Below are 25,920 nucleotides of genomic sequence, written 5' to 3' on the forward strand. Positions count from 1 at the left end.
CCCTAAGCCGCGGCAGGGCGGTCCGCAGGCCGTTCCGACGGAACTACCCTGGAGGGGTGACGGCTCCCCCTTCGACCCTCGTGCCGCGGGAGCAGTGGCTCCCGCTGGCCCGGGCCCACGAGGAGGCCGTCGACGCCCTCACGGCGGGGCACCGCGAGCGCCGGGCGCGTGGCGAGAAGCACCCCGTCGAGGACTTCCTCTTCGACTACTACCGCCATCGCGTGGGTCACCTGCGCCGCTGGCACCCGGGCCACGGGGTCGTGCTCGGGGACGCACCGGAGTACCAGGGGCGCACGGGCTACGTCGTGCAGGACGGGGCCGCCGAGGTGGACCTCGACGAGGTGCTCGAGCGCCGGGGCGCGTCCGTCGAGCGCGTGCGCACCCTGCTCACGGCGACCCTCGGACGACCCGCCCACCTCGGCTGCTTCGGGATGCACGAGTGGGCGATGGTCTACCGGCTCGCGCCCGGCGAGCAGCGGCACGAGCAGCTGCCGCTGCGCCTGGGTCAGGCCGCGACCGACGAGGTCGTCGAGCGCTCCACGGTGCGGTGCAGCCACTTCGACGCGTACCGCTTCTTCACCGAGCCGGCCCGACCGCTCAACGCGCTGCGCCCGACCCGCGAGGCGCAGGTCGCGATGGAGCAGCCGGGCTGCCTCCATGCGGGGATGGACCTCTACAAGTGGTGCTTCACGCTCGCGCCGCTCGTGCCCTCCGCGCTGACGCTCGACGCCTTCCTCCTCGCCCGCGAGATCCGCGTGCTCGACATGCAGGCCAGCCCCTACGACGTCAGCGCGTTCGGCCTCGACGCCGTGGCGGTCGAGACGCCCGCGGGGCGGGCGGAGTACGCGCGGCGCCAGCGCGACTTCGCCGTGCGCTCGGACGCCCTGCGACGACGGCTGCTCGAGGCGCTGCCGGCCTGACGCCTCAACCGGCGAGGGTGAGCCCGAGGTGCAGCTCGAGGCGGTCGCGGCCGTCGGCGAGGGAGAGCCCGGTGACGCGCTCGACCCGTGAGAGCCGGGCGTAGACGCTCTGCCGGTGCAGCCCGAGGGTGCGCGCCGTCACCGCGACCGACCCGGCGGCGTCGAGGTAGGTGCGCGCCGTGCGCACGAGGTCGGGGTCGCCGGCGTCGAGCAGGGCGCGCACGCCGGGGGTGAGGGCGGCCGAGACGACCTCCGCCGCGGCCGGCCCGCCGAGCAGACGGCGCACGCCGAGGTCGGACCACCACGCGCTGACCGGACCGGTCGAGCCCTGGCCGACGGCCGCCACCGCGGCACGGGCCTGCTCCCACGACCGAGTGGCCTCGGCGAGCGGCGCCGGGTCGCCCACGCCGACGACGAGCTCGTCGGCGGGCAGGTGGCGCGAGACCGCGCGCACGGCCTGCTCGACGACGGCCTGCGCCTCGGCGCGGGCCCGCTCCTGCGGCACGGGGACGACGAGCACGCTGCGGCTGTCGCGGTCGGCGACGCCCACCCGTCGGGGCAGCCCGCCCCAGCCCTGGAGGTGCTCGGGCACGACGGACCCCCCGCGTCGCCCGACGACCGCGACGACGGCCCGCGTCGCCGGGTCGACGCCGAGGTCGTGCGCGAGGGCCCGGGCCGCGGCGTCCTCGGTGGAGCGGGTCGCGTCGAGCAGCTCGTGGACGAGACGCCCGGTCTCGCGACGGGTGACGACGAGCCGGGCGATGATCTCGCCGGCCTGCTCGGCGAGCACCTCGGCCTCGTGCACCCGCTCGGCGTTGATCTGGACCCCGTCGGGCTCGATGGCCCACAGGTAGCCCTGCACGACCCCACGCCCCCAGGCGGGCAGGCAGAGCCGGGGGTGCGTCCCGCGCTCGGGGTTGGCGGGGATGCGCACCGGCCCGCGGGCGTGGGCGATGCCGAAGCCCTCGAACCACTCGCGGGTCTGCGCGCTCGCGCCCCGCCCGAGGATCGTCTCGGTGCGCACCGGGTCGGCCGCGTCGGGCTGAGCGGCGAAGGCGAGCAGGCGGAAGCGCCTGTCCTCCAGCGTGACCGGCGCCTCGAGCAGGCCGGAGACCTCGTCGACGACGTCCTGCACGTCGGCCACGGGCGGGTCCCCCTTCGCTCTCGGCTCGGTCATCTCGTCAGACAGATGTCTGACGAGATGGACGCATCGTCAGACACGTGATGATGGCACGCCGTCCTGGACAGGCCTACCGTCGAGAGCATGACGACTCCTCCCACGACCCGGACCGCCACCGACGCCGGCTCCGAGCACGGCTCGGACCGCGCCGTCGCCGAGCTGCTCGCCCTGGCCGACGACGCCGTCGCCCTCGCCGACCGCTGGGCCGCCGCCACCGAGGCGGGGCAGACGAAGAAGGAGGCCGCGACCACCGGTCAGCTGGCCTCCCTCCTCTCCGACCAGGCCGGCCTCGACCTCGCCGTGCGCTTCGTCGACAAGGTCGTGCGCCCCGAGGACCGCGCGGTCGCCGCGAAGGAGCTCGCCTCCCTCTCCGCCTCCGACGCCGCCTTCCTCGGCACCGTCGACAAGACCCTGCTGCGCGCCGGCGCCCTCGCGGCCCGCGTCGCCCCCGGTGTCGTCGTGCCCGTCGCCCGGGCCCGCATGCGTCAGATGGTCGGCCACCTCCTCGTCGACTCGCGCGACCCCGCGCTCGGCAAGCACCTCGCGGCCGCCCGCGAGGAGGGCTTCCGGCTCAACATCAACCTCCTCGGCGAGGCCGTCCTCGGCGAGGACGAGGCGGCGACCCGCACCGAGCGCACCCGCCAGCTGCTCGAGCGCGCCGACGTCGACTACGTCTCGATCAAGGTCTCCTCGCTCGTGAGCCAGATCGTCACGTGGGACACCGAGGGCACCGTCGCGCGCTGCCTCGAGCGGCTGCGCCCGCTCTACCGCGTCGCCGCGCAGTCGAGCCCGCGCAAGTTCGTCAACCTCGACATGGAGGAGTACCGCGACCTCGACCTCACCCTCGAGGTCTTCGAGCAGATGCTCTCCGAGCCCGAGTTCGCCGACCTCGAGGCGGGCATCGTCCTGCAGGCCTACCTGCCCGACGCCCTGCCCGCGATGGAGCGGCTGATCGACTTCGCCCGTCGGCGTCGCGCAGCCGGCGGCGCCGGGATCAAGATCCGGCTCGTCAAGGGCGCGAACCTCGCCATGGAGCAGGTCGAGGCCCAGCTGCACGACTGGGAGCAGGCGCCCTACGGCAGCAAGCCCGAGGTCGACGCCAACTACCTGCGCTGCGTGGAGCGCGCCCTGCGCGAGGACGCCGTCGAGGCGGGCGTGCGCATCGGCGTCGCGAGCCACAACCTCTACGACGTCGCGAGCGCCCACCTGCTCGCCGTGCGCCGGGGCGTGAGCGCGGCCCTCGACGTCGAGATGCTCCAGGGCATGTCGCCGAGCCAGGCCCGCGCGGTGCGCGACACCGTGGGCACGGTCATCCTCTACACCCCGGTCGTCGACCCCCGTGACTTCGACGCCGCGGTCTCCTACCTCGTGCGCCGCCTCGAGGAGAACGCCTCGCCGGAGAACTTCCTCCACGCCTTCTTCGCCGAGGGCGACCCGGCCGCGATGCCCGACCAGGAGATGCGCTACCGCCGCAGCATCACCGACATCCCGGCGACCTCCGTCGGCCCGCGCCGGGTGGCGCGCCGCGCGGAGATCGGCGAGACCTTCCACGGCACCCCCGACTCCGACCCGGCCCTGCCGGTGAACCGCGAGTGGGCGGCGCGCGCCGTCGCCGCGGGCGCCCCGACCCTCACCGCGCCGCACCTCGCCTCCGTCGAGGCCGTCGACGAGGTCGTCGAGCGGGCGAAGGGGGCGCACGCCGGCTGGGCGGGGCGTCCCGCCGCCGAGCGGGCCGCAGTGCTGCGCCAGGCAGCCCGTGAGCTCGACGGCCGCCGCGAGCAGCTGCTCGCGGTCATGGCCGCCGAGGCGGGCAAGACCGCCGCCGAGGGCGACCCGGAGATCTCCGAGGCCGCGGACTTCGCCGCGTACTACGCCGACCGGGCCCTCGAGCTCGAGGACGGGCCGATGACGGACGGGGCGCGGTTCACCCCGTCGCCCGTCACGCTCGTCACCCCGCCGTGGAACTTCCCCGTCGCCATCCCGATCGGCGGCGTGCTCGCGGCGCTCGCCGCCGGGTCGGCCGTCGTCATCAAGCCGGCGCCACAGACGCCCGGGTGCGTCGAGGTCGCCGCCGAGGCGCTCCACGCCGCCGGTGTGCCCGCCGACGTGCTGCAGGTCGTGCGCACCGACGAGGACGAGGTCGGGCAGCACCTCATCGCCCACCGCGACGTCCACACCGTCGTGCTCACGGGCGCGTCCGAGACCGCCGAGCTCTTCGCGGGCTGGCGCTCGGGCCGCGAGGGCGGCGCACGCGTCTACGGCGAGACCTCGGGCAAGAACGCGCTCGTCGTCACCCCGTCGGCCGACCTCGACCTCGCGGTCGCCGACCTCGTCTCCTCCGCCTTCGGGCACGCCGGGCAGAAGTGCTCCGCTGCCTCGCTCGGCATCCTCGTCGGGTCGGTCGCGAGCTCGGAGCGCTTCCGCCGCCAGCTCGTCGACGCGGTCCGCTCGATCAAGGTCGGCTACCCCGTCGACCTGTCGACGCGCATGGGCCCGGTCATCGAGGCGCCCCAGGGCAAGCTGCTGCGGGCGCTCACCACGCTCGAGCCGGGCGAGACCTGGCTCGTCGAGCCGACGCAGCTCGACGAGTCCGGTCGGCTGTGGTCGCCGGGCCTGAAGGACGGCGTCGCGCCGGGCTCCTTCTTCCACCTCACCGAGGTCTTCGGTCCCGTGCTCGGCCTCATGCGGGCGGACTCGCTCGACGAGGCCCTGGAGCTGCAGAACGCGACGGCCTACGGCCTGACCGGCGGCATCCACAGCCTCGACGCCCAGGAGGTCCAGGAGTGGACCGAGCGGGTGGAGGTCGGCAACGCCTACGTCAACCGGCACATCACCGGCGCGATCGTCGAGCGCCAGAGCTTCGGCGGCTGGAAGTCCAGCTCGGTCGGACCGGGCGCCAAGGCCGGCGGCCCCAGCTACGTCGCCCAGCTCGGCACGTGGGCGCCGGAGGGTCTGCCGACGAAGGGGGCGAAGGTCTCCCCCGCCGTGCAGCGCACGGTGGACGGCCTCGTCCACGTCCTCGGCGATCGGGTCGACGCCGACGGTCGCGCGATGCTCGACGCCGCCCTGGCCAGCGACGCGCTCGCGTGGGAGCAGGAGATCGGGGTCGAGCACGACCGCACCGGGCTCACGGTGGAGAGCAACGTCTTCCGCTACCGCCCTGTGCCGCGCGTCGTCGTGCGCGCCGGTGCCGACGCGTCGGTCGCCGAGGTCGTGCGCCTCGTCGCCGCCGCCACCCTCACCGGCACGCCGGCCCTCGTGTCGGCGGACCCAGACCTGCGTCTGCCGGGCTCGCTCGGTCACGTGCAGGTCGTCACGGCGAGCGACGAGGACTTCGTCGCCGGGGCGGTCCAGCAGGCCGGTCCCGCCGGCCGGGTGCGCGTCGTCGGCACGACGCCCGCAGCGCTCGCCGGGCTCGCGCCGACCGCTCTCACGGTGATCGACGGCCCGGTCCTCGCCAACGGCCGCCGCGAGCTGCTCACCTTCGTGCGCGAGCAGGCGATCAGCCGCACCCGCCACCGCTTCGGTCACGTCGAGCGCCACTGACCGGCGCTCGGTGAGCACGAATCGCCGCTACCCACCCGGCGTAGCGGCGATTCGCGCTCACCCAAGCGGACAGAGCTCTTCGCTGGTCGAGGTGCGAGGGCCCTTTGCTGGTCGAGGTGCGAGGGCCCGCCAGGGCCTGAGCCTCGAGACCACTGACCCTCGCGACCCCTGCCTCAGCGGACGGGGACTTCCCCGCGCATGAGCCCGAAGGTGATGCCGTCGAGCAGCGCCTGCCAGGACGCCTCGACGATGTTCGCGGCGACGCCGATGGTCGTCCACGACGTCGTGCCGTCGCTCGTCTCGATGAGCACACGGGTGACCGCGTCGGTGCCGTGAGCGGCGTCGAGGATGCGCACCCGGTAGTCGATGAGCTCGAGCTGCTCGATCTCGGGGTACACGACGACGAGCGCCTGGCGCAGCGCCTCGTCGAGCGCGTTGACGGGCCCGTTGCCCTCGCCGGTCGCGACGATCCGCCGCCCCCCGGCGTGCACCTTGACCGTCGCCTCGGACAGCGCCTCGACGTCGGCACCACGCACGTCGGTGATCGCGCGCCACGACTCGACCTGCGCGTACTGCGTCGGCCCGGCCCCCACCTCGCGGCGCAGCAGCAGCTCGAAGCTCGCGTCCGCCGCGTCGAAGGTGTACCCGCGCTGCTCCAGCGTCTTGACCCGCGCCAGCACGCGCGCGAGCGTCTCGTCCTCCCCGTCGAGGTCGACGCCGATCTCCCGGCTCTTCAGCTCGACGGTCGCCCGTCCGGCCATGTCGGAGACGAGCATCCTCATGTCGTTGCCGACGGCCTTGGGCTCGATGTGCTGGTAGAGGTCGGGGTCGACCTTGATCGCGCTCGCGTGCAGCCCCGCCTTGTGCGCGAAGGCTCCCGCCCCGACGTAGGGCTGCCGCGAGAAGGGCGGGTGGTTCGTCACCTCGCTGATGGCGTGCGCGATGCGCGTGGCGTCCTGGAGCCGGTAGGGCTCGACGAGGTCCATGCCGAGCTTGAGCTGGAGGTTCGCGACGACGGTGACGAGGTCGGCGTTGCCGGTGCGCTCGCCGTAGCCGTTGACGGTGCCCTGCACGTGCGTCGCGCCGGCCTCGACCGCCGCCATCGTGTTCGCGACCGCGCACCCGGTGTCGTTGTGGCAGTGGATGCCCAGACGTGCCCCCGTGCTGGCGATGACGTCGGCGACGGCGTCGTGCACCTGGCCCGGCAGCATCCCGCCGTTCGTGTCGCACAGCGCGACGACCTCGGCCCCGGCGTCGGACGCGGCGCGCACGCAGGCGAGCGCGTACTCGCGGTCGAGCAGGTACCCGTCGAAGAAGTGCTCGGTGTCGACCATGACCGTGCGGCCCTGCGCGACGAGGTGGCTCACCGTGTCGGTGATCATCGCGAGGTTCTCCTCGCGCGTCGTGCGCAGCGCCCGCTCGACATGGCCGACGTGCGATTTCGCGACGAGGGTGATGACGGGGGCGCCGGAGTCGAGCAGGCCCTGCACCTGCGGGTCGCTCGCGGCGGACCCCCCGGCCTTGCGGGTCGACCCGAAGGCGGCGAGCGTCGCGGTGCGCAGGTCGAGCTCGGTCGCGGCCCGGGCGAAGAACTCGGTGTCGGTCGGGTTGGCCCCGGGCCATCCCCCTTCGACATGGGTGACGCCGAGGTCGTCGAGGTGCCGCGCGATGACGAGCTTGTCCGCGACCGAGAGGTTGATCCCCTCCTGCTGGGCGCCGTCGCGCATCGTCGTGTCGTAGACGTGGAAGTCGGTGCTCATCTGTCCTCGGTCCGTCGGCGCCCGGGGATGGGCGAAGGGGGTGATCCCGCTCGTCGCGCCGGGTCCTGGCCGGGGGTGTGGCCTGGTCCTGGTCGCCGTCTCGGGGACTCCCCTGCTCCGCCCGAGACACGCAAAAGACCCCCCGGGTGCGGGAGGTCTGCGCGACGAGCGGGGCTCGTCGCGCCTAGGTAATAAGTCGGACCGCGGTGGCGGTCGTCGTCATCTCGGGCATCACCCCAACACCATGGCACCACCACGCCGACGGCGCGCGCCGGGGTCCGCATCGTGGGCACGTGTTGGCAGGCTAGGACGCTGCCCCGTGCGTACGGGGCAGCACCGGAGTCGCCGGACCAAGGGGTCTCGTGCGCTCAGCGCAGAAGCCGCTCGAGGGTGGCGGCCACGCCGTCGTCGTCGTTGCTCGCGACGCTCTCGTCGGCGAGCGCGGCGACCGCGGGGTGCGCGTTCGCCACGGCGAAGGCCCGTCCGGCGAAGCGCAGCATCGGCAGGTCGTTCGGCATGTCGCCGAAGGCCCACACGTCATGGGCGTCGATCTCGAGCTCGGCGCACCACGCCTTGAGCGCGCTCGCCTTCGTCACCCCGGGGGCGGACATCTCGGCGAGCCCGCCCGCTCCCGAGTAGCTGAGGACGAGCCGGTCGGCGACGACCTCACCGGCCGCGACGAGGAACTCGTCGTCGGTGAGGTGCGGGTTGCGGGCGAGCAGCTTGCCCGCGCGCTCGTCGCCGAGCTCCTCGATGCGGTGGGTGCACACGAGGTCCTCGGGGTGGTCGTGGATCGCGGCGAACATCCGCTCGGCCGCCAGACCCCCGGCCCGCTCCGCCGCGAAGCCCGTGCCCGGCAGCTCGCGCCGCAGGTCGGCGACGACCTCGGCGAGCAGCTCGGGCTCGATCGTGCGCTCGGCGAAGACCCGCTGCTCGGCGACGTCGTAGCGGAAGGCGCCGTTGCCGCACACCGCGATCCCCCGCACGCCGACGACGTGGGCGAGCTCGTCGAGCCACCGGGGCGGACGGGCGGTGACGAGCACGGTCTCGACTCCCGCCGCGGCCACCGCCCGCAGCGCCCGGACGGAGCGGTCGGAGACCGTCCCGTCCGAGCGCAGCAGGGTCCCGTCGAGGTCGGTGGCGACGAGGCGGGGTCGGTGGGTCACGTCAGCGGCGGGGTCGGGCCGAGGCTCAGGCCAGCCGGGTGAGCCAGCCGCGGGTGTCCTCGGCGCGGCCGTACTGGATGTCGAGCAGTCGTGAGCGGATCGACCGGGTGACCTCGCCGCCCCCTTCGCCCGCGGTCGAGGCGGCCGAGCCGCCGTCCCACCGCAGCTCGCCGACGGGCGTGATGACTGCGGCTGTGCCGCACGCGAAGATCTCGGTGATCTCGCCGGAGGCGACGCCGTCCTTCCACTCGTCGATGGTGATCCGGTCCTCCTCGGGCTGGAGGTCGAGGTCCTTGGCGAGGGTGAGGATCGAGTCGCGGGTGATGCCCTCGAGGATCGAGCCCGTGAGCGCCGGGGTGCGCAGGCGCCCGTCCGAGGTGACGAAGAAGAGGTTCATCCCCCCGAGCTCCTCGATGTACGTGTGGGTCGCGGAGTCGAGGAAGACCGCCTGGTCGCAGCCGTGGTCGATGCCCTCGAGCTGACCGGCGAGCGAGGAGGCGTAGTTGCCGCCGCACTTCGCCGAGCCGGTGCCGCCCTCGCCAGCGCGGGCGTAGTGCTCGCTGACCCAGAGCTTGACCGGCGTGAGGCCACCGGTGAAGTACGCGCCGGCCGGGGAGGCGATGACCGAGTAGGTGACCTCGTGGGCGGGGCGCACGCCGAGGAAGGCCTCGGAGGCGTACATGAAGGGGCGCAGGTACAGGCTCGTCTCGCCGGTGCCGTAGGCGGGGACCCACGCCTCGTCGGTCTCGACGAGGGCGCGCAGCGAGCCGACGAAGTCCTCCTCGGACAGCGTCGGCAGCGCCAGGCGCTGGGCCGAGCGCGCCATGCGCGCGGCGTTGGCCTCGGGGCGGAAGGTCCACACGGACCCGTCCTCGTGGCGGTAGGCCTTCATCCCCTCGAAGACCTCCTGCGCGTAGTGCAGGACCGCGGCGGCCGGGCTCATCGCGATCGGGCCGAAGGGGTGGACGCGACCGTCGTGCCAGCCCTCGTCACGAGTCCACGTCGCCGTGACCATGTGGTCGGTGAAGTGGTTGCCGAAGCCGGGGTCGGCGAGGATCGCCTCGCGCTCGGCGTCGCTGCGGGGGGACGGGTGCTGCTCGTGGGTGTAGGACAGCGTCATCGGTGCTCCTGACGTGGGTGTGCGTCTGCTCTGGGCAGACTAGCGGCGGGGGGTGAGGGCGCCGCACCGACGTCGGGCGGAGCCCGGTCGACGAAGGGGGTGACGGGGCGCGGGCTAGAGACGAGCGGCGACGGCGTCGCCGATCTCGCTCGTGCTGCGTACTCGGTCGCCACGCTCGGCGAGGTCGGCCGCGACGGCCGCCTCGACCCGCGCGGCCTCGTCGGCGCGGCCGACGTGGGCGAGCAGGAGGGAAGCGGAGAGGATCGCGGCGGTGGGGTCGGCCATGCCCTGGCCGGCGATGTCGGGCGCCGACCCGTGGACCGGCTCGAACATGCTCGGAGCGGCCCCGGTGGGGTTGATGTTGCCGCTCGCGGCGAGGCCGATGCCGCCGGCGACGGCCGCGGCGATGTCGGTGATGATGTCGCCGAAGAGGTTGTCGGTGACGATGACGTCGAAGCGGGCCGGGTCGGTCGCGAGGAAGATCGTCGCGGCGTCGACGTGCTGGTAGGCGGTCTCGACGTCGGGGAACTCGGCGCCGACCTCCTCGACCGTGCGACGCCAGAGGTGACCGGCGTGGGTGAGCACGTTGTGCTTGTGCACGAGGGTGAGGTGCTGGCGCGGGCGCGCCTGCGCGCGGGCGAAGGCGTCACGCACGACCCGCTCGACGCCGAAGCGCGTGTTGACGCTCGTCTCGGTGGCGATCTCGTGGGGCGTGCCGACGCGCAGCGCACCGCCGTTGCCGACGTACGGGCCCTCGGTACCCTCACGGACGACGACGAAGTCGAGGCCCTTGCTCGTCACGTGGTCGGCGAGGGGGCTCGTCACTCCGGGGTAGAGCTTGGCCGGGCGCAGGTTGACGTAGTGGTCGAGCGCGAAGCGCAGCGGCAGCAGCACGCCGCGCTCGAGGACGCCGGAGGGGATGCTCGGGTCGCCGATGGCGCCGAGCAGGATCGCGTCGTGCCCGCGGATTTCCTCGACGACCGAGTCGGGGAGGGTCTCGCCGGTGGCGTGCCAGCGCCTCGCGCCGAGGTCGTAGTCGGTGGTGCTGGCGCCGACGCCGGTCGCCGAGAGCACCTTGAGCGCCTCCGCCACGACCTCCGGACCGATCCCGTCGCCCCCGATGACCGCGAGGTCGAGGGTGCCCGAGGAGGCCTGCGAAGGGGTGTCCACCTGCGTCTGCGTCATGCCCCCGAGGCTACGACGCAGTCCCGTGATGTGGACACCGTGTCCCACATAGCGGTCCAGCACGTGGCGGCCTCGAGGCTCGCTGGCGCTCGCACCTCGACCAGCGAGGCGGGGGTCAGTCGACGAGGCGGGCGGCGCCCTTGTCGGCGGACTGGGCGAACTTCGCGAAGATCTTCAGCGCCGGGGAGACGGGGCGGTCGCGGTCGACCGGGGTCCACCCCTTCGTGTCCTGCTCCTCGCGCCGGGCGGCGAGCTCCTCGTCGTCGACGAGCAGCTGGACCCGGCGGTTCGGGATGTCGAACTCGATGACGTCGCCGTCGCGGACCAGCCCGATGGCGCCGCCGGCAGCGGCCTCCGGCGAGACGTGGCCGACGGAGAGCCCCGAGGAGCCGCCGGAGAAGCGGCCGTCGGTGATGAGCGCGCACTTCGGGCCCAGGCCCACGCCCTTGAGGTACGAGGTCGGGTAGAGCATCTCCTGCATGCCCGGACCCCCCTTCGGGCCCTCGTAGCGCACGACGACGACGTCGCCGGCCTGCACGCCGCCGGAGAGGATCATCGACACCGCGTCCTCCTGGCTCTCGGCGACGCGCGCCGGCCCGGAGAAGCTCCACTGGTGCTCGGGCACACCGGCGGTCTTGACGATGCAGCCGTCGGGGGCGAGGTTGCCGTGGAGGACGGCCAGGCCCCCTTCGCTGGTGAAGGCGTGCTCGACGGAGCGGATGCACCCGCCCTCGCCGTCGGTGTCCAGGCTCGTCCACCGGTTCGTCGAGCTGAAGGCCTCGGTCGTGCGCACACCACCCGGAGCGGCGTGGAAGAGCTCGGTCGCCTTCGCCGTCGCGGCCCCGCTGCGGATGTCCCAGTCGGAGAGCCACTGCTCGAGCGAGGGCGAGTGGACCGCGCGGACCTCGGTCTCGAGCATGCCGCCGCGGTGCAGCTCGCCGAGGATGGCGCTCACGCCGCCGGCGCGGTGCACGTCCTCCATGTAGTAGTCGGTGCTGTTCGGGGCGACCTTGACCAGGCACGGCGTGACCCGCGACAGCGCGTCGATGTCGTGCTGGTCGAAGTCGACGCCGGCCTCCTGCGCCGCGGCGAGCAGGTGCAGGATCGTGTTCGTCGAGCCGCCCATGGCGATGTCGAGCCGCATCGCGTTGGCGAAGGCGGGCTTGCCGGCGATCGAGCGCGGCAGGACCGACTCGTCGTCGCCGTCGTAGTAGTCGCGGCACAGGTCGACGACGAGGCGACCGGCGTCCAGGAAGAGCTCGCGGCGGGCCGCGGAGGTCGCCAGCGTCGAGCCGTTGCCGGGCAGCGAGAGCCCGAGCGCCTCGGTGAGGCAGTTCATCGAGTTCGCCGTGAACATCCCCGAGCACGACCCGCACGTCGGGCAGGCGGACTGCTCGATCTGGGTGATCTCCTCGTCGGAGACGGTGTCGTCGACCGACTTGATCATCGCGTCGATGAGGTCGAGACGCGTCGCGACCTCGCCGTCCTCGCCGATGACGGCCTTGCCGGCCTCCATCGGGCCGCCGGAGACGAAGACCGTCGGGATGTTGAGCCGCAGGGCGGCGAGCAGCATGCCGGGCGTGATCTTGTCGCAGTTGCTGATGCACACGAGGGCGTCGGCGCAGTGCGCGTTGACCATGTACTCGACGGAGTCGGCGATCACCTCACGGCTGGGCAGGCTGTAGAGCATGCCGGCGTGACCCATGGCGATGCCGTCGTCGACGGCGATGGTGTTGAACTCCTTGCCCACTCCCCCGGCCTCGGTGATGGCGCCGGCGACGAGCTGGCCCATGTCCTTGAGGTGCACGTGCCCGGGCACGAACTGGGTGAAGGAGTTGGCGATCGCGACGATCGGCTTGCCGAAGTCGCCCTCGCCCATGCCGGTCGCGCGCCACAGCGCGCGGGCTCCCGCCATGTTGCGGCCGTGGGTCGTGGTGCGGGATCGCAGCTGGGGCATGTCGTCAAACCTAGTTCTCGTCGTGCGGTGGGCGAAGGGGTGTCCCGTCGAGCGGGCGAAGGGGTGACCCGTCGAGCGGGCGGAGACGGGAGCAGCCGCCACGGGATCCGTGGCGGCTGCGTCGTCGCGAGGGGGGCAGGCTCAGTCGTCGCTGCCCTGGTCGCGGCGGTCCATGCTCTCCTGCAGCGCGCGGCGCGCCTGCGTGGCCTCGTCACTCATGACGTGCTCCTGACGGTGGTGCGTACGTGGGCGGCGACGGCGCGGTCCCCGGTGGGGGTGCGCGGACGTGGGATGTGCGGGGTCTCCGCCGGCCCGGTCACGTCGCCTGCGTCGAGGCTACGCCTGCGATGTCCACGTCGTGGACCCCGTGTCCAGCAGGTGGACGTGACGGTCGTCTCGTCGTGACGCGGTCAGCGAGCGCGGCGGCGCAGCGCACGGCCGGCGAGCACGACGGCCACCGCGACGACGACGGCCCCGAGGAGCCACCACGAGCCCCGACCGAGCGCTGCCTCGATGACCGCGAAGCCGATCGTCGTGTAGACCGTCGCCCACAGGGTCGCACCGACGACGAGCGCCGGCGCGAAGCGGGACAGCGGCATCCGCATCGCCCCCGCGCTGAGGTTGATCGCGCTCTGCAGCCCGACGGTGAGGAAGCCCAGGCTCACGGCCGGCGGGCCGACCCGGCGCACGAGACGCTCGGCCCGCGCCATCGTCGGGCCCGGCCGGTCGGCGCCGGAGCGGCGCGCAGCCGCCGAGCGGGCACCCCGACCGATGGCGTAGGTGGCCGACCCGCGCACCAGGGCCGCGACGAGGAGGACGACGAAGGCCAGGCCCACGGGCCAGTCGCGCATCATCTCCTCCACCCGGCCACGGTACGTCGTGGGCTCGGGCATGCTGACGGGCATGCGCGTCGTCGTCACCGGAGGGCTCGGCGCCCTCGGCAGCCAGGTCGTCCACCACCTCGAGCAGGACGGCCACGAGACCGTCGTCGCCAGCCGGCGCACCGGCGTCGACCTCGAGGCCGGCACCGGTCTCGACCCCCTCCTCTCGGGCGCGGAGGCGGTGGTCCACACCGCCGACACGACGAGCCCGCGGCGGTGGCGCTCGATGACGGTCGGCGGGACGCGGGCGGTGCTCGACGCGGCCCGCCGGGCGGGCACCCCGCACGTCGTGACGATCTCGATCGTCGGCTGCGAGCGGGTGCCCTACCCGTACTACCGGGCCAAGCGCACGGCCGACGAGCTCGTCCTCGCCTCCGGCCTGCCCGCGACGGTCGTGCGGGCGACGCAGTTCCACCCCTTCGCCGCTCAGATCGGGCGCGCGCTGCGCCTCGGGCCGCTCGCGCTCGGCGTGCGCGGGATGCGGGTGCAGCCCGTGGAGCTGTCGTGGGTCGGGCGGCGGATGGCGCAGCTGGCGACCGGGGAGGTCCCGGACGGCCCGCGGCCGGGCCCCGACCTCGCCGGTCCCGACGTGCTCGACCTCGGCGAGATCGAGCGGCTGCTCGCCGCGCACGACGGGCGACGTCCGCCCCGGCTCCTCGCGCTGCCGCCCCTCGGGGCGACGATGCGCGCCTTCGGGCCGCAGGGCGGCATCCTCGCCGGCCCGGGCGCCGAGGTGGGCGGCACCCCCTTCGCGACCTGGCTCGCCGCGCAGCCCCGCTGACTCCCCCGTGACGCGCTACCGCCCCGTACCGGTCGTCATCACGACCAGTACGGGGCGGTAGCCGGCGTCGTCGGCGGCGCCGAAGGGGGTCAGCGCGCGGCCGAGCCCTCCGTGTAGTCGTCGTCGCTCTGCTTCCACGCGAAGTGGGCGCGCAGGTCCTTGCCGGTGGCCTCGATGGGGTGACCGGCCTCCTGCTCGCGCAGGCGGGCGAACTCGACGGCGCCCTTGTCCTGGTCGTCGATGAAGCGCTGGGCGAAGGTGCCGTCCTGGATGTCGGCGAGGATGCCGCGCATCGACTCCTTGACCCGGTCGTCGACGACGCGCGGGCCCGAGACGTAGTCGCCGTACTCGGCGGTGTCGGAGATCGACCAGCGCTGCTTGGCGATGCCGCCCTCCCACATGAGGTCGACGATGAGCTTGAGCTCGTGGAGCACCTCGAAGTAGGCGATCTCCGGCTGGTAGCCCGCCTCGGTGAGGGTCTCGAAGCCGGCCTGCACGAGGTGGCTCATGCCACCGCAGAGCACGGCCTGCTCGCCGAAGAGGTCGGTCTCGGTCTCCTCGGTGAAGGTCGTCTTGATGACGCCGGCGCGGGTGCCGCCGATGCCCTTCGCGTAGGACTTCGCGAGGTCCCAGGCGCTGCCCGAGGCGTCCTGCTCGACGGCGATGATGTCGGGGATGCCGCGGCCGGCGACGTACTCACGACGCACGGTGTGGCCCGGCGCCTTGGGCGCGACGAGGATGACGTCGACCCCCTTCGGCGGCTGGATGTAGCCGAAGCGGATGTTGAAGCCGTGGCCGAAGACGAGGGCGTCGCCCTCGGTCAGGCCCGGCTCGATGTCCTGCGCGTAGACGTGACGCTGCACCTGGTCGGGGGTGAGGATGACGATGACGTCGGCCTCCTCCACCGCCTCGGCCGGGGTGACGACCCGCAGGCCCTCGTCCTGCGCCTTGGCGCGGCTCTTGCTGCCCTCCTGGAGGCCGACGCGGACGTCGACGCCGGAGTCGCGCAGGTTGAGCGCGTGGGCGTGGCCCTGCGAGCCGTAGCCGATGACGGCCACCTTGCGCCCCTGGATGATCGACAGGTCCGCGTCGTCGTCGTAGTACATCTCGGCCATTGGTGGGCCTCTCCTTCAGCTTCGGTGTGGTTCGGTCTGGGATGCCGGTGACGGGCTGGGCCCGTCACCCGATGGGTCAGTGACGCCTGGTGATCAGTGACGCCCGCCGCGGTCGGTGATCGAGCGTCCACCACGGCCGATGGCGACCATGCCGGACTTGACGATCTCCTTGACGCCGTACGGGTCGAGGATCTCGAGCATCGCGCGGTGCTTCTCGGCGTTGCCCGTCGACTCGATGGTCAGGGCGTCGGCGGTGACGTCGAGGATGCGCGCCTTGAAGAGCTGGGTGGTCTCGAGGATCGCGCTGCGACTGCTCGCGTCCGCGCGGACCTTGACGAGGAGCAGCTCGCGGTCGACGGAGGCGAGCGGGTCGAGCTCGACGACCTTGAGCACCTCGACGAGCTTGTTGAGCTGCTTGGTCACCTGCTCCAGCGGCAGCTGCTCGACCTCGACGACGACGGTCATCCGCGACACGTCGGGCTGCTCGGTCGGGCCGACGGCGAGGCTGTCGATGTTGAAGCCGCGCCGCGAGAAGAGCGCGGAGATGCGGGCGAGGACGCCGGGCTTGTCCTGGACGAGGACCGACAGGGTGTGCTTGCTGCTCATGCTCGGCTCCTCACGCGTCCTGGTCGGCGGCGGCGGTCTGGCTGCTGTGGTCGGCGTCGGTCGACTGCTCGACGGCGTCGGAGTCCTCGCGGTCCCACTGGGGCGCGGCGTCGCGGGCGATCTGGATCGCGTCGTTGCTCACCCCGGCGGGCACCATCGGCCACACCATCGCGTCGCGCTCGACGACGAAGTCGACGACGACCGGGCGGTCGTTGATCGCCATCGCCTGGCGGATCGTCTCCTCGACGTCCTCCGGGCGCTCGCAGCGCAGCCCGACGCAGCCGTAGGCGTCGGCGAGCTTGACGAAGTCGGGCACCCGGCTGCCGACCGAGGTGTGCAGGTCGGTGTTGGAGTAGCGCTTGTCGTAGAAGAGCGACTGCCACTGCCGGACCATGCCCAGACTCGAGTTGTTGATGATCGCGACCTTGATCGGGATGTCGTTGATGACGCAGGTCGCGAGCTCCTGGTTGGTCATCTGGAAGCAGCCGTCGCCGTCGATCGCCCACACGACGCGGTCGGGCTGGCCGACCTTCGCGCCCATGGCCGCCGGCACGGAGTAGCCCATCGTCCCGGCGCCGCCGGAGTTGAGCCAGCTGCCGGGGCGCTCGTAGTCGATGAACTGAGCGGCCCACATCTGGTGCTGGCCCACGCCCGCGGCGTAGACGGCCTCGGGGCCGGCGATGCGCCCGATCGTCTCGATGACGAGCTGGGGGGCGAGGGCGCCCGGGTCCTCGCTCGGGGTGTAGCCGACCGGGTAGCTGCGCGCCCAGCCCTGGGTGCGGCGCACCCAGCCCGACAGGTCGGGGCGGGGGGCCTCGGAGGCGGCGACGGCGGCGGTGAGCTCGGCGATGATCGCCTTCGCGTCACCGACGATCGGCACGTCGGCGATCCGGTTCTTGCCGATCTCGGCCGGGTCGATGTCGGCGTGGATGACCTTCGCGTCCGGGGCGAAGGAGCTCAGCTGGCCGGTGACCCGGTCGTCGAAGCGGGCGCCGAGGGTGATGAGCAGGTCGGCGCGCTGGAGCGCGGTCACCGCGGCGACCGACCCGTGCATGCCCGGCATGCCGAGGTGCAGCGGGTGCTGGTCGGGGAAGGCGCCGCGCGCCATGAGGGTCGTGACGACGGGGATGCCGGTCGCCTCGACGAGCGCGGCGAGCTCCTCGTGGGCCCCGGCGCGGATGACGCCGCCGCCGACGTAGAGCACGGGCTGGCGGCTGGCCGCGATGAGCTTGGCCGCCTCGCGGATCTGCTTCGCGTGCGGCTTGGTCACCGGGTGGTAGCCGGGCAGGTCGACCTGCGGGGGCCAGGCGAAGGTGGTGCGGGCCTGCAGGGCGTCCTTGGCGATGTCGACGAGGACCGGGCCGGGTCGGCCGGTGCTCGCGACGTGGAAGGCCTCGGCGATGACGCGCGGGATCTCCGCGGCGTCGGTCACGAGGTAGTTGTGCTTGGTGATCGGCATGGTGATGCCGCGGATGTCGGCCTCCTGGAAGGCGTCCGTCCCGATCGCGGCCGAGGCCACCTGACCGGTGATGGCGACCATCGGCACGGAGTCCATGTAGGCGTCGGCGATGGCCGTGACGAGGTTCGTCGCGCCCGGGCCGGAGGTGGCCATGCACACGCCGACCTTGCCGGTCGCGGTGGCGTAGCCCTCGGCGGCGTGGCCGGCGCCCTGCTCGTGGCGCACGAGGATGTGGCGGACCTTCACCGAGTCCATGAGCGGGTCGTAGGCCGGGAGGATCGCACCGCCGGGGATGCCGAAGACGACCTCCGCACCGACCGACTCGAGCGAGAGCACGAGGCTCTGGGCGCCCGTCACCGGGACGGGGGCAGGGGGGTGCGCGGCCTGCGCCTGACGAGCGATGCTCGCCGGGCTGGGTGCAGGCGGCGTCGACGACTGGGTCGCGCTGTCGCTCACGGCTTGGCTCCACTTCTCGTGTCGGTCCGGACCATCATCCGCCCCATGAAAAAACCCTCCAGTCCTGGGGCGAGGACATGAAGGGCGCGCGCTGCGGTCGAGCGAGTCGCTCAGGCAGCGCGCCGGTGAAGTACGAGGGTGATGGCCACGGGAGCACTGTCCTCCCGGCCTCGCCGCGGTGTCAAACTTCGAGACAGCGGGGACCACATCGTGGACAGTTGCCGGAGCGAAGGGAGACCCGTCGCGGGTCAAGAGGTCTCGAGGCTCCTCGCTGCGCTCGTCGCGCCTCGACCAGCACGAGCGCTCGACCCGATAACCGGGTGACAGGGGCGGGCGGGTGCGCGAGCCTTCGGGGATGGACGCCTCACCCACCCTCGACATCGCCCTGCCCGAGGGCCTCGCCGCCCGCCCCTTCACCGCGGCGGACGTCTCCCCCTTCGTCACGCTCGTCCGGGCGACCGAGGCGCTCGACGCCGGCGAGGCGCTCATCGAGGACGCGGACGTCTCGGCCGAGTGGCGCGGGCCGAGCCTCGACCTCGCGCGCCGCTCGATCGGGGTCTACCGCGGCGAGACGCTCGTCGCCGGGGGCTTCCTGCGGCCGAGCGACACCGGCCTGCTCGCCGTGCACCCCGACCACCGCGGTCAGGGCATCGGGACCGCCCTGCTCGCCTGGGCCCGTCGCACGGTGGCGCGCGACGGCGGCACCACCCACGGGCAGAGCGTGCCCGTGGGCAGCACCGCCGAGGAGCTCCTCGTCGACGCGGGCGGGCGGGCGACCTACGACGCGTGGATCCTCGAGCTGCCCGCCGACAGCCCGGTACCCACGGGGGTGCCGAGCGGCTACGAGCTCGGGCTGGCCCGGGCCGAGGAGCTGCCCGACGTGCACCGGGTCGTCGAGACCGCCTTCGGCGAGTGGGAGGGGCGCCGGCCGGTCGGCTACGAGGACTGGCGCGCCTCCTTCGTCGAGCGCGACGACGCCGCGCCGTGGCACCTGCAGGTGGCGCGCGACGGGTCCGGCCAGGTGGTCGGCGTCGCGATCGTCACGGGGGCCGAGGGCGACGTCGCCTTCGTCCACGAGCTCGCCGTCGACCGCGAGCACCGCGGGCGCGGTCTCGGCGCGGCGCTGCTCGGGGTGGCCTACGCCACCGGCCGTGAGCGCGGGCTCCCCGTCGGGCAGCTGTCGACCGACTCGCGCACCGGGGCGCTCGGCCTCTACGAGCACATCGGGATGCACGTCACCTCGACGTGGCGTCACCTCGAGCTCGACGCCGGCTGACCCGCCACGCGCAGCAGCGGCGGCCGACCGTGAGGTCGACCGCCGCTGCTCGTCAGGTCACGCAGACCGTCGCGTCGATGCGTTGCTCAGTAGTAGCGCGTCGTGCACAGGTAGATGCGGGTCTTGACCGTGCCGGCCGAGGAGCTGCCCTGGGCCTGGCGCTGGGCCTCGCGGACGGCAGGCCACTTCGCGAAGTCCGTGCCGTAGCCGTAGCGGACCGGACGGTTCTTGCTGTCGTACTTCACCGCGACGGCGGCGCAGCCGTTGCGGACGGCGACGATGTTCTTGCAGTAGCCGTCGTTGCTCGAGTACTGCGTGTTCTTCTTGCAACGGTTGAGCGCGTACTGCTTCGCCAGGGTCGAGCTGCCGTAGTCGTTGATGTAGCCGACGTCGAGCGTGCGGGTGTTCATCGCGATCGCGCCGTAGTAGACGCGGCGGCTCTCGTCGCTCGGCGCCGAGGTGGAGGGCAGGGCGGTCGCGGCGGTCAGGCCCACGGCGGCGAGGGCGACAGCAGCGCCCCGGATCATCGTCTTCATGTTCACTTTCTTCCCCTGTGACGTGGTGCGGCCGGTCGCCGCACACGGAGGCTATCGGCTGGGGGGCCTGGCGACGACGGGGAGCACTCCCCGCTCGTCACGGGGTGCGGAAGTCCTCGAGGGAGGCGGCGCCGAAGCTGAGGTCGCTCCACTGCCCCTGGTAGCGCAGCACCGCCGCAGCACCGGGCGGGAAGCCGAGCGAGAGCGCCTCGTGCGCCGCGTCGGCACCCTCGCCGTCGGCGAGCAGGCTCACCGCGGCCGGCACGGTCGGCGCGTGACCGACGACGAGGACGAGCTCGGCGTCGGGTGTCGACTCACGCAGCACCTGCAGGACGTCGTCGACCTCGCCCTCGTAGAGCCGCCGCTCGACCTGCACCTCGGCCTCGGCGCAGCCGCCGCAGGCGATCGCCTCGACGGTCTGCCGGGCGCGGGCGGCCGGCGAGGTGATGACCTCGTCGCACCCCATGCCGTGCGCCCGCAGCCAGCGCCCGAAGTCCTCGGCGCGCTCCTGCCCCTGCTCGGTGAGGGCCCGCTCGGCGTCCTGGCCTCCTGGCGGGGCAGCGGCCGCCTCGGCGTGACGCACCAGCACGATCGTCTTGGACTCCGCTGCCCGTGTCATGGCGCTAGTCAACTCTCATCGGGGCCTGCTCGCCAGGGTCAGCCGTGCCCCACGACGTTGATCGGGTCCTCACCGGCGCCGAGAGCGCGCAGCTGCTCGCGCAGCAGACGCACCCCGCGGGGCCGGAAGGCGGTGCTCATCCCACCGACGTGCGGCGTGACGAGCACGCCCGGCGCGGACCACAGCGGGTGGTCGGCGGGCAGCGGCTCGGGGTCGGTGACGTCGAGCGCGAAGGAGATCCTCCCTGCGTGGCGCAGCACCGCGTCGGTGTCGAGGACGGGTCCGCGGGCGACGTTGACGACGAGCGCGCCGTCCGGCAGCGCGCCGAGCAGCTCGTCACCGAGCAGCCCCGCCGTGGCGTCGGTCAGCGGCACGATGACGACGACGACGTCGTGCTGCGGCAGCAGCTCGGGCAGCTCGTCGACGCCGTGGACGCTGTCGACGAGGTCGTCGCCGGCGCGGGCCCGGGAGGCCACCGCGGTGACCGAGACCTCGAAGGGGGCGAGCCGCCGGGTGATCGCGCGGCCGATCGAGCCGTAGCCGAGGAGCAGGACCCGGCTGTCGGCGAGCGAGCGGCGCTCGCGGCGGTGGGCGGTCCAGCTGCCGCTCGTCATGTCGCGGGCCGCGTCGTCGATGCCGCGCAGGGAGGCCAGGGCCAGACCCACGGCCAGCTCCGCGGTCGAGTCGTCGTGGACCCCCGCGCCGTTGGCCAGCGCCACCCCCTTCGGCAGGACGGGAAGGACGTCCTCGTACCCGGCGGAGAAGAGCTGGACGAGGCGGACCGACGGCTTCTGCGCGACCGGCTCGACGCTGCGCGCGCCGCCCATGTACGGCGCGACGAAGACCTCGACGTCCTCGTCGGGCACCGGGCCCTCCGGGTCCCAGACGACGGGCGTGATCCCGTCGACCGGGCCGACGTCGTCGAGCCAGGACTGGTCGGGGAAGGAGACGGTCACCATGGCGGCGAGTCTAGGTTGAGTACTTCTGCTCATGGACAGCGCGGGCCTGTGGTGGGTCCCTATGAGGACGGCGCTGGAGCCGTCGGCGCCGACGAGCACGAGAGCAGGGACCCATCATGCACCGACAGCGTCATCTCGCCCGCTCCGCGGCCGTCCTCGCAGGGGCGGCCCTCCTCGCCGCGGCGAGCGCCGTGCCGAGCAGCGCCGCCCCGGACCCGCGGGGCGCCGGGCGCGACATCACCCCGACGACCGACCACCGCTACGCGACGAGCTGGGTCGTGCTCGGCGGGGGCTTCCAGAACGAGTTCGGCCCGCCGATCCGGGGCAACCGCCACCAGGTCAGGCTGACGACGGACAACGGCGTCGTCAGCGGGTCGATGCGCTCCTACTACTGCCCGGCCGGCGCGAGCGTCAGCCCGACGTGGGCGTCGTCGCGGTGCGTGCACCGTCAGACGATGACCTTCGAGAACTTCGAGCGGCAGAAGGTCGGCCGGGTCAGCTCGACCGGCCTCTCTGCGAAGCAAGAGGGCCTCATCGTCGGGCGCCGCGGCACCGATCGCTGGCCGATCGAGCCGGACTTCACCCTCTACGCCAGCGGACCGGTGACCGACGACGGCGACGGGACCTTCTACTCCTTCTGGCGCGAGGCGACCGTCTCCGGCTCGTTGTCCGGGCGCCCGATCCTCACCGGCGCGAAGCAGGAGGGCTACATCGGCGGCTACGGACCGGCCTGACCGCGAGGACGCGCGAAGGGGGCCGCCCGGGTGATCCCGGGCGGCCCCCTTCGGGCGCTGCGTCGCTCAGGCGCCGAGGCGGGCGAGGATGATCTCGCGGGCCCGGCCGGCGTCGGCCTGACCCCGCATCTCCTTCATCACCTGGCCGATGAGCGCGCCGGCGGCCTGCACCTTGCCGGCGCGGATCTTGTCGGCGATGTCGGGGTTGGCGGCGATGACGGTGTCGACGGCCGCCTCGAGCGCACCGTCGTCCTGGACGAGCTCGAGGCCCCGGGCGTCGGCGACCTGGGTCGGTCCCCCTTCGCCGTCGAGGACGCCCTCGAGGACCTGTCGGGCCATCTTGTCGTTGAGGCGACCGGAGGCGACGAGCGACTCGAGCTCGGCGACGTGCGCCGGGAGCAGACCGACCTGACCGGCGTAGGTCACGAGGTCGACCCCCTCGCCGTTGGCCCGGCGGGACGGCTCGCCGAGCCACCACTTGCGGGCCGCCTGCGGGGTCGCACCCGCCGCGACGGTCGCCTCGACGATCTCGAGCGCGCCGGCGTTGAGGACGTCGCGCATCTCGAGGTCGGAGTAGCCCCACTGCTCCTGCAGGCGCTTCCGGCGCTGGGCCGGCGGCTCGGGCAGGGTGCCGCGCAGCTGCTCGACCCACGCGTCGTCGGGGGCGACGGGCACGAGGTCGGGCTCGGGGAAGTAGCGGTAGTCCTCGGCGTCGGACTTCTCGCGGCCCGAGGTCGTCATGCCGGTGTCCTCGTGCCAGTGACGCGTCTCCTGCACGATCGAGCCGCCGGACTCGAGCACCGCCGCGTGGCGGCAGATCTCGTACCGCACGGCGCGCTCGACGGAGCGCAGAGAGTTGACGTTCTTGGTCTCCGAGCGGGTGCCCAGCGGCACGGCGAGCTGCTCGGGCGAGCGGGCGTCGTCGCCGGCCTTCGCGCGCAGCGAGAGGTTGACGTCGCAGCGCATCGAGCCCTGCTCCATCTTCACGTCCGAGACGTCGAGGGCGCGCAGGAGGTCGCGCAGCGCGGCGACGTAGGCGCGGGCCACCTCGGGCGCGCGCTCCCCCGCACCGACGAGCGGCTTGGTGACGATCTCGATGAGGGGGATGCCGGCGCGGTTGTAGTCGACGAGCGAGTACTCGGCGCCGTGGATGCGGCCGGTGGAGCCGCCGACGTGCCAGCTCTTGCCGGTGTCCTCCTCCATGTGCGCGCGCTCGATCTCGACGCGGTAGACCTCGCCCCCGTCGAGCTCGACGTCGAGGTAGCCGTCGAAGCAGATCGGCTCGTCGTACTGCGAGGTCTGGAAGTTCTTCGGCATGTCCGGGTAGAAGTAGTTCTTCCGGGCGAAACGGCTCCACGGCGCGATGGAGCAGTGCAGCGCCAGACCGATCCGGATCGCCGACTCGACGGCCGTGGCGTTGACGACCGGCAGGGCGCCGGGCAGGCCGAGGCAGACCGGGCAGACCTGGGTGTTGGGCTCGGCGCCGAAGGTCGTCGCGCAGCCGCAGAACATCTTCGTCGCGGTGCCGAGCTCGACGTGGACCTCGAGGCCCATGACCGGGTCGTAGACGCCGAGGGCCTCGTCGTAGCCGAGGACGGCGTCGGCGCGGGTGGTGCTCATCTCAGGCTCCCTGGGTGGTGGTCGTGCCGGTCAGGGCCGGGGCGCGGTCGAGGAGGTGGCCGCCCCACTGCGCGACGAGACGCTGCTCGAGCGCGGCCCCGACGGAGTAGAGGCGGTCGTCGGCCATGGCGGGCGCGAGCACCTGGAGACCGGCGGGCAGGCCGTCCTCGTCGGCCAGGCCGCTCGGCAGGGACATGCCCGGCAGACCGGCGAGGTTGGCCGGGATCGTCGCGATGTCGCCGCGGTACATCGCCATCGGGTCGTCGGTCTTCTCGCCGAAGCGGAAGGCCGTCGTCGGGGCGGTGGGGCTGACGAGGACGTCGGCGCTCTCGAAGGCCTTTGCGAAGTCGTCGGCGATGAGGCGGCGCACCTTCTGGGCGCTGCCGTAGTACGCGTCGTAGTAGCCCGAGGACAGGGCGTAGGTGCCCAGGATGATGCGGCGCTTGACCTCGTCGCCGAAGCCCGCGTCCCGGCTGGCGGCCATGACCTGCTCGGCGGAGGGGGCCTCGACGCCCTTCGGGCCGACGCGCAGGCCGTAGCGCATGGCGTCGAACTTCGCGAGGTTGCTGCTCGCCTCGCTCGGGAGGATGAGGTAGTAGGCGGCGAGCGCGTAGGTGAAGCTCGGGCACGAGACCTCGACGACCTCGGCGCCGGCGTCGACGAGGTGCTGGACGGCCTCGTCGAAGCGGGCCTGCACACCGGGCTGGAAGCCCTCGCCGGTGAGCTCGCGGATGATGCCGATGCGCATGCCGGAGACGTCGGCGCGCTCGGCGGCGGCGACGACCGCGGGCACCGGGGCGTCGATCGACGTCGAGTCCATCGGGTCGTGGCCGGCCATGACCTCGTGGAGCAGCGCGGTGTCGAGGACGGTGCGGGCGCACGGACCGGCCTGGTCGAGCGAGGAGGCGAGCGCGACGAGGCCGTAGCGCGAGACCCCGCCGTACGTCGGCTTGACCCCCACGCTGCCGGTGACGGCGGCCGGCTGGCGGATCGAGCCACCGGTGTCGGTGCCCGTCGCGAGCGGCGCCTGGAAGGAGGCGACGACGGCGCTCGAGCCACCGCCGGACCCGCCGGGCACGCGCTCGAGGTCCCAGGGGTTGCGGGTGACGCCGTACGCGGAGTGCTCCGTCGACGAGCCCATCGCGAACTCGTCCATGTTCGTCTTGCCGAGGATCGGCAGGCCCGCGTCCTTGAGGCGGCGCACGACGGTCGCGTCGTACGGCGGCTCCCAGCCCTCGAGCATCCGGCTGCCGCACGTCGTCGGCATGCCGATGGTCGTCATGACGTCCTTGACCGCGATCGGGACGCCGGCGAGACGGTGGAGGGTCTCCCCCTTCGCCCGGCGGTCGTCGACCTGCTGGGCCTGCTCCATCGCCACCGCGCCGGCGACGTGGAGGTAGGCGTGCACCGACTCGTCGACGGCGTCGATGCGGTCGAGGTGGGCACGGGTCGCCTCGACGGAGGAGATCTCTCCGGAGGCGAGGGAGTCGGCCAGGGCGGCGGCGGTCAGCCGGGTGATGTCGCTCAAGTTCGGTCCTTCGGGGCGGGTGTCGCGGCGGGCTCGGGGTGCGAAGGGGGCGTGGCCGCCCCCGTCGGCGGCGCTCAGTCCTCGGTGAGGATGCGCGGGACGGAGAAGCGCTGCTCCTCGGCCAGCGGGGCGGCGGCGAGCGCCTGCTCCGGCGTGAGGGAGGGGCGGACCTCGTCGGGGCGGGTGACGTTGACGAGCGGCATGGGGTGGCTCATCGGCTCGACGCCCTCGGTGGGCGCCTGCTGCACCTGCGCGACGTGGCTGAGCACGGTGTCGAGGTCGCTGACGAGCCGGTCCAGCTCCTGCGGCTCGAGCTCGATCCGGGCCAGGGAGGCGAGGTGGGCGACGTCGTCGCGGGTGAGGTCGGACATGGCCGCCAGTCTACGGACCGCTGCGGCTGGCCCGTCCACCTCCCGGCCGCCCCCGACCCGGGGCCGGGACGACGTGGCCGTGGCCCCCTTCGCCGTGCCGCGACCGGGCAGCCCGGTCGTGACCGGGCAACCCCGGGCCGACCGA

At 73.3% G+C, this 25,920-nt stretch carries 21 protein-coding genes; 5 read left to right on the plus strand and 16 right to left on the minus strand.

All coding sequences use genetic code 11. The annotated features are described in order from the left end of the window. The first annotated feature begins 56 nt into the window (after window positions 1-56). On the plus strand, window positions 57-920 hold the full coding sequence (locus LIV55_RS03860) for a 3-methyladenine DNA glycosylase (protein ID WP_229299229.1): 864 nt from the start codon (window positions 57-59) through the stop codon (window positions 918-920). Window positions 921-924: 4 nt separating this feature from the next. On the opposite strand, the gene LIV55_RS03865 is transcribed toward LIV55_RS03860, so the two are convergent. Then, a complete protein-coding gene (locus LIV55_RS03865; RefSeq protein WP_191564466.1) occupies window positions 925-2,097 on the minus strand; it encodes a PucR family transcriptional regulator in 1,173 nt (390 codons plus the stop codon). Between the two features lie 87 nt (window positions 2,098-2,184). On the opposite strand from LIV55_RS03865, the gene LIV55_RS03870 reads away from it, so the two are divergent. Further along, window positions 2,185-5,646, plus strand: coding sequence for a bifunctional proline dehydrogenase/L-glutamate gamma-semialdehyde dehydrogenase (locus tag LIV55_RS03870; protein WP_229299230.1), 3,462 nt, complete (start codon window positions 2,185-2,187; stop codon window positions 5,644-5,646). A 173-nt stretch (window positions 5,647-5,819) separates the two neighbouring features. Here the strand turns inward: LIV55_RS03870 and cimA are convergent, their stop codons facing one another. The 6 genes from cimA to LIV55_RS03900 all read right to left on the minus strand — a co-directional run bounded on the left by cimA (window position 5,820) and on the right by LIV55_RS03900 (window position 13,739). Beyond that, window positions 5,820-7,406, minus strand: coding sequence for a citramalate synthase (cimA, locus tag LIV55_RS03875; RefSeq protein ID WP_229299231.1), 1,587 nt, complete (start codon window positions 7,404-7,406; stop codon window positions 5,820-5,822). A gap of 368 nt (window positions 7,407-7,774) precedes the next feature. After that, entirely contained in the window at window positions 7,775-8,572 is a 798-nt protein-coding gene (locus LIV55_RS03880) for an HAD family hydrolase (RefSeq protein WP_229299232.1), read from the minus strand. A gap of 25 nt (window positions 8,573-8,597) precedes the next feature. Beyond that, a complete protein-coding gene (locus LIV55_RS03885) occupies window positions 8,598-9,692 on the minus strand; it encodes a branched-chain amino acid aminotransferase (RefSeq protein ID WP_229299233.1) in 1,095 nt (364 codons plus the stop codon). 114 nt (window positions 9,693-9,806) lie between these two features. Continuing rightward, window positions 9,807-10,877, minus strand: a complete 1,071-nt coding sequence (locus LIV55_RS03890) for a 3-isopropylmalate dehydrogenase (RefSeq protein WP_229299234.1) — start codon at window positions 10,875-10,877, stop codon at window positions 9,807-9,809. 115 nt (window positions 10,878-10,992) lie between these two features. Continuing rightward, window positions 10,993-12,834 carry a dihydroxy-acid dehydratase gene (ilvD, locus tag LIV55_RS03895; protein ID WP_201467387.1) on the minus strand — a complete coding sequence of 614 codons (1,842 nt, stop codon included), beginning with the start codon at window positions 12,832-12,834 and terminating at the stop codon, window positions 10,993-10,995. A 410-nt stretch (window positions 12,835-13,244) separates the two neighbouring features. After that, window positions 13,245-13,739, minus strand: coding sequence for a DedA family protein (locus LIV55_RS03900; RefSeq protein WP_224766977.1), 495 nt, complete (start codon window positions 13,737-13,739; stop codon window positions 13,245-13,247). On the opposite strand from LIV55_RS03900, the gene LIV55_RS03905 reads away from it, so the two are divergent. Beyond that, window positions 13,738-14,496, plus strand: a complete 759-nt coding sequence (locus tag LIV55_RS03905) for an SDR family oxidoreductase (protein WP_229299235.1) — start codon at window positions 13,738-13,740, stop codon at window positions 14,494-14,496. The two genes, LIV55_RS03900 and LIV55_RS03905, sit on opposite strands and share 2 nt — an antisense overlap. Before the next feature lie 89 nt (window positions 14,497-14,585). On the opposite strand, the gene ilvC is transcribed toward LIV55_RS03905, so the two are convergent. From ilvC to LIV55_RS03920, 3 genes are all read right to left on the minus strand, one after another. After that, the gene (gene ilvC / locus LIV55_RS03910; protein ID WP_068274492.1) at window positions 14,586-15,611 is read right to left on the minus strand and encodes a ketol-acid reductoisomerase; all 1,026 of its coding nucleotides are present in this window, start codon (window positions 15,609-15,611) and stop codon (window positions 14,586-14,588) included. A gap of 93 nt (window positions 15,612-15,704) precedes the next feature. Next, on the minus strand, window positions 15,705-16,217 hold the full coding sequence (gene ilvN / locus LIV55_RS03915) for an acetolactate synthase small subunit (protein WP_068274490.1): 513 nt from the start codon (window positions 16,215-16,217) through the stop codon (window positions 15,705-15,707). A gap of 10 nt (window positions 16,218-16,227) precedes the next feature. Then, window positions 16,228-18,132: an acetolactate synthase large subunit gene (locus tag LIV55_RS03920; RefSeq protein WP_372456489.1), complete on the minus strand. Its 1,905-nt coding sequence runs from the start codon at window positions 18,130-18,132 to the stop codon at window positions 16,228-16,230. A gap of 355 nt (window positions 18,133-18,487) precedes the next feature. Between LIV55_RS03920 and LIV55_RS03925 the strand changes: the two genes are divergently transcribed. Continuing rightward, window positions 18,488-19,408 (plus strand): GNAT family N-acetyltransferase, encoded by a 921-nt coding sequence (locus LIV55_RS03925; protein WP_229299236.1) that lies wholly within the window; start codon window positions 18,488-18,490, stop codon window positions 19,406-19,408. Between the two features lie 86 nt (window positions 19,409-19,494). On the opposite strand, the gene LIV55_RS03930 is transcribed toward LIV55_RS03925, so the two are convergent. The 3 genes from LIV55_RS03930 to LIV55_RS03940 all read right to left on the minus strand — a co-directional run bounded on the left by LIV55_RS03930 (window position 19,495) and on the right by LIV55_RS03940 (window position 21,522). Then, window positions 19,495-19,944: a DUF4189 domain-containing protein gene (locus tag LIV55_RS03930; protein ID WP_123093316.1), complete on the minus strand. Its 450-nt coding sequence runs from the start codon at window positions 19,942-19,944 to the stop codon at window positions 19,495-19,497. 97 nt (window positions 19,945-20,041) lie between these two features. Next, window positions 20,042-20,563, minus strand: a complete 522-nt coding sequence (locus LIV55_RS03935; RefSeq protein WP_123093317.1) for a SixA phosphatase family protein — start codon at window positions 20,561-20,563, stop codon at window positions 20,042-20,044. 38 nt (window positions 20,564-20,601) lie between these two features. Beyond that, the gene (locus LIV55_RS03940; protein WP_123093318.1) at window positions 20,602-21,522 is read right to left on the minus strand and encodes a 2-hydroxyacid dehydrogenase; all 921 of its coding nucleotides are present in this window, start codon (window positions 21,520-21,522) and stop codon (window positions 20,602-20,604) included. Window positions 21,523-21,638: 116 nt separating this feature from the next. Between LIV55_RS03940 and LIV55_RS03945 the strand changes: the two genes are divergently transcribed. Beyond that, window positions 21,639-22,256 (plus strand): hypothetical protein, encoded by a 618-nt coding sequence (locus LIV55_RS03945; protein ID WP_229299237.1) that lies wholly within the window; start codon window positions 21,639-21,641, stop codon window positions 22,254-22,256. A gap of 66 nt (window positions 22,257-22,322) precedes the next feature. Here the strand turns inward: LIV55_RS03945 and gatB are convergent, their stop codons facing one another. The 3 genes from gatB to gatC all read right to left on the minus strand — a co-directional run bounded on the left by gatB (window position 22,323) and on the right by gatC (window position 25,775). Next, a complete protein-coding gene (gene gatB / locus LIV55_RS03950; protein WP_191565067.1) occupies window positions 22,323-23,876 on the minus strand; it encodes an Asp-tRNA(Asn)/Glu-tRNA(Gln) amidotransferase subunit GatB in 1,554 nt (517 codons plus the stop codon). Window position 23,877: 1 nt separating this feature from the next. Then, complete coding sequence (gene gatA / locus LIV55_RS03955; RefSeq protein WP_229299238.1) at window positions 23,878-25,404, minus strand: Asp-tRNA(Asn)/Glu-tRNA(Gln) amidotransferase subunit GatA; 1,527 nt, start codon at window positions 25,402-25,404, stop codon at window positions 23,878-23,880. Between the two features lie 74 nt (window positions 25,405-25,478). Continuing rightward, entirely contained in the window at window positions 25,479-25,775 is a 297-nt protein-coding gene (gene gatC / locus LIV55_RS03960) for an Asp-tRNA(Asn)/Glu-tRNA(Gln) amidotransferase subunit GatC (protein WP_068274478.1), read from the minus strand. Between the last annotated feature and the right edge of the window lie 145 nt (window positions 25,776-25,920).

This window comes from Janibacter melonis, from assembly GCF_020567375.1.
Lineage (GTDB): Bacteria > Actinomycetota > Actinomycetes > Actinomycetales > Dermatophilaceae > Marihabitans > Marihabitans melonis.

Coding starts and splice junctions, on each gene's coding strand:
- LIV55_RS03890 (WP_229299234.1), bottom strand. CDS start 10,877: ATGACGCAGACGCAGGTGGACACCCCTTCGCAGGCCTCCTCGGGCACC.
- gatB (WP_191565067.1), bottom strand. CDS start 23,876: ATGAGCACCACCCGCGCCGACGCCGTCCTCGGCTACGACGAGGCCCTC.
- cimA (WP_229299231.1), bottom strand. CDS start 7,406: ATGAGCACCGACTTCCACGTCTACGACACGACGATGCGCGACGGCGCC.
- LIV55_RS03865 (WP_191564466.1), bottom strand. CDS start 2,097: ATGACCGAGCCGAGAGCGAAGGGGGACCCGCCCGTGGCCGACGTGCAG.
- LIV55_RS03945 (WP_229299237.1), top strand. CDS start 21,639: ATGCACCGACAGCGTCATCTCGCCCGCTCCGCGGCCGTCCTCGCAGGG.
- LIV55_RS03885 (WP_229299233.1), bottom strand. CDS start 9,692: ATGACGCTGTCCTACACCCACGAGCAGCACCCGTCCCCCCGCAGCGAC.
- LIV55_RS03905 (WP_229299235.1), top strand. CDS start 13,738: ATGCGCGTCGTCGTCACCGGAGGGCTCGGCGCCCTCGGCAGCCAGGTC.
- LIV55_RS03940 (WP_123093318.1), bottom strand. CDS start 21,522: ATGGTGACCGTCTCCTTCCCCGACCAGTCCTGGCTCGACGACGTCGGC.
- LIV55_RS03930 (WP_123093316.1), bottom strand. CDS start 19,944: ATGAAGACGATGATCCGGGGCGCTGCTGTCGCCCTCGCCGCCGTGGGC.
- LIV55_RS03935 (WP_123093317.1), bottom strand. CDS start 20,563: ATGACACGGGCAGCGGAGTCCAAGACGATCGTGCTGGTGCGTCACGCC.
- ilvN (WP_068274490.1), bottom strand. CDS start 16,217: ATGAGCAGCAAGCACACCCTGTCGGTCCTCGTCCAGGACAAGCCCGGC.
- LIV55_RS03925 (WP_229299236.1), top strand. CDS start 18,488: ATGGACGCCTCACCCACCCTCGACATCGCCCTGCCCGAGGGCCTCGCC.
- LIV55_RS03900 (WP_224766977.1), bottom strand. CDS start 13,739: ATGCCCGTCAGCATGCCCGAGCCCACGACGTACCGTGGCCGGGTGGAG.
- gatC (WP_068274478.1), bottom strand. CDS start 25,775: ATGTCCGACCTCACCCGCGACGACGTCGCCCACCTCGCCTCCCTGGCC.
- LIV55_RS03870 (WP_229299230.1), top strand. CDS start 2,185: ATGACGACTCCTCCCACGACCCGGACCGCCACCGACGCCGGCTCCGAG.
- ilvC (WP_068274492.1), bottom strand. CDS start 15,611: ATGGCCGAGATGTACTACGACGACGACGCGGACCTGTCGATCATCCAG.
- ilvD (WP_201467387.1), bottom strand. CDS start 12,834: ATGCCCCAGCTGCGATCCCGCACCACGACCCACGGCCGCAACATGGCG.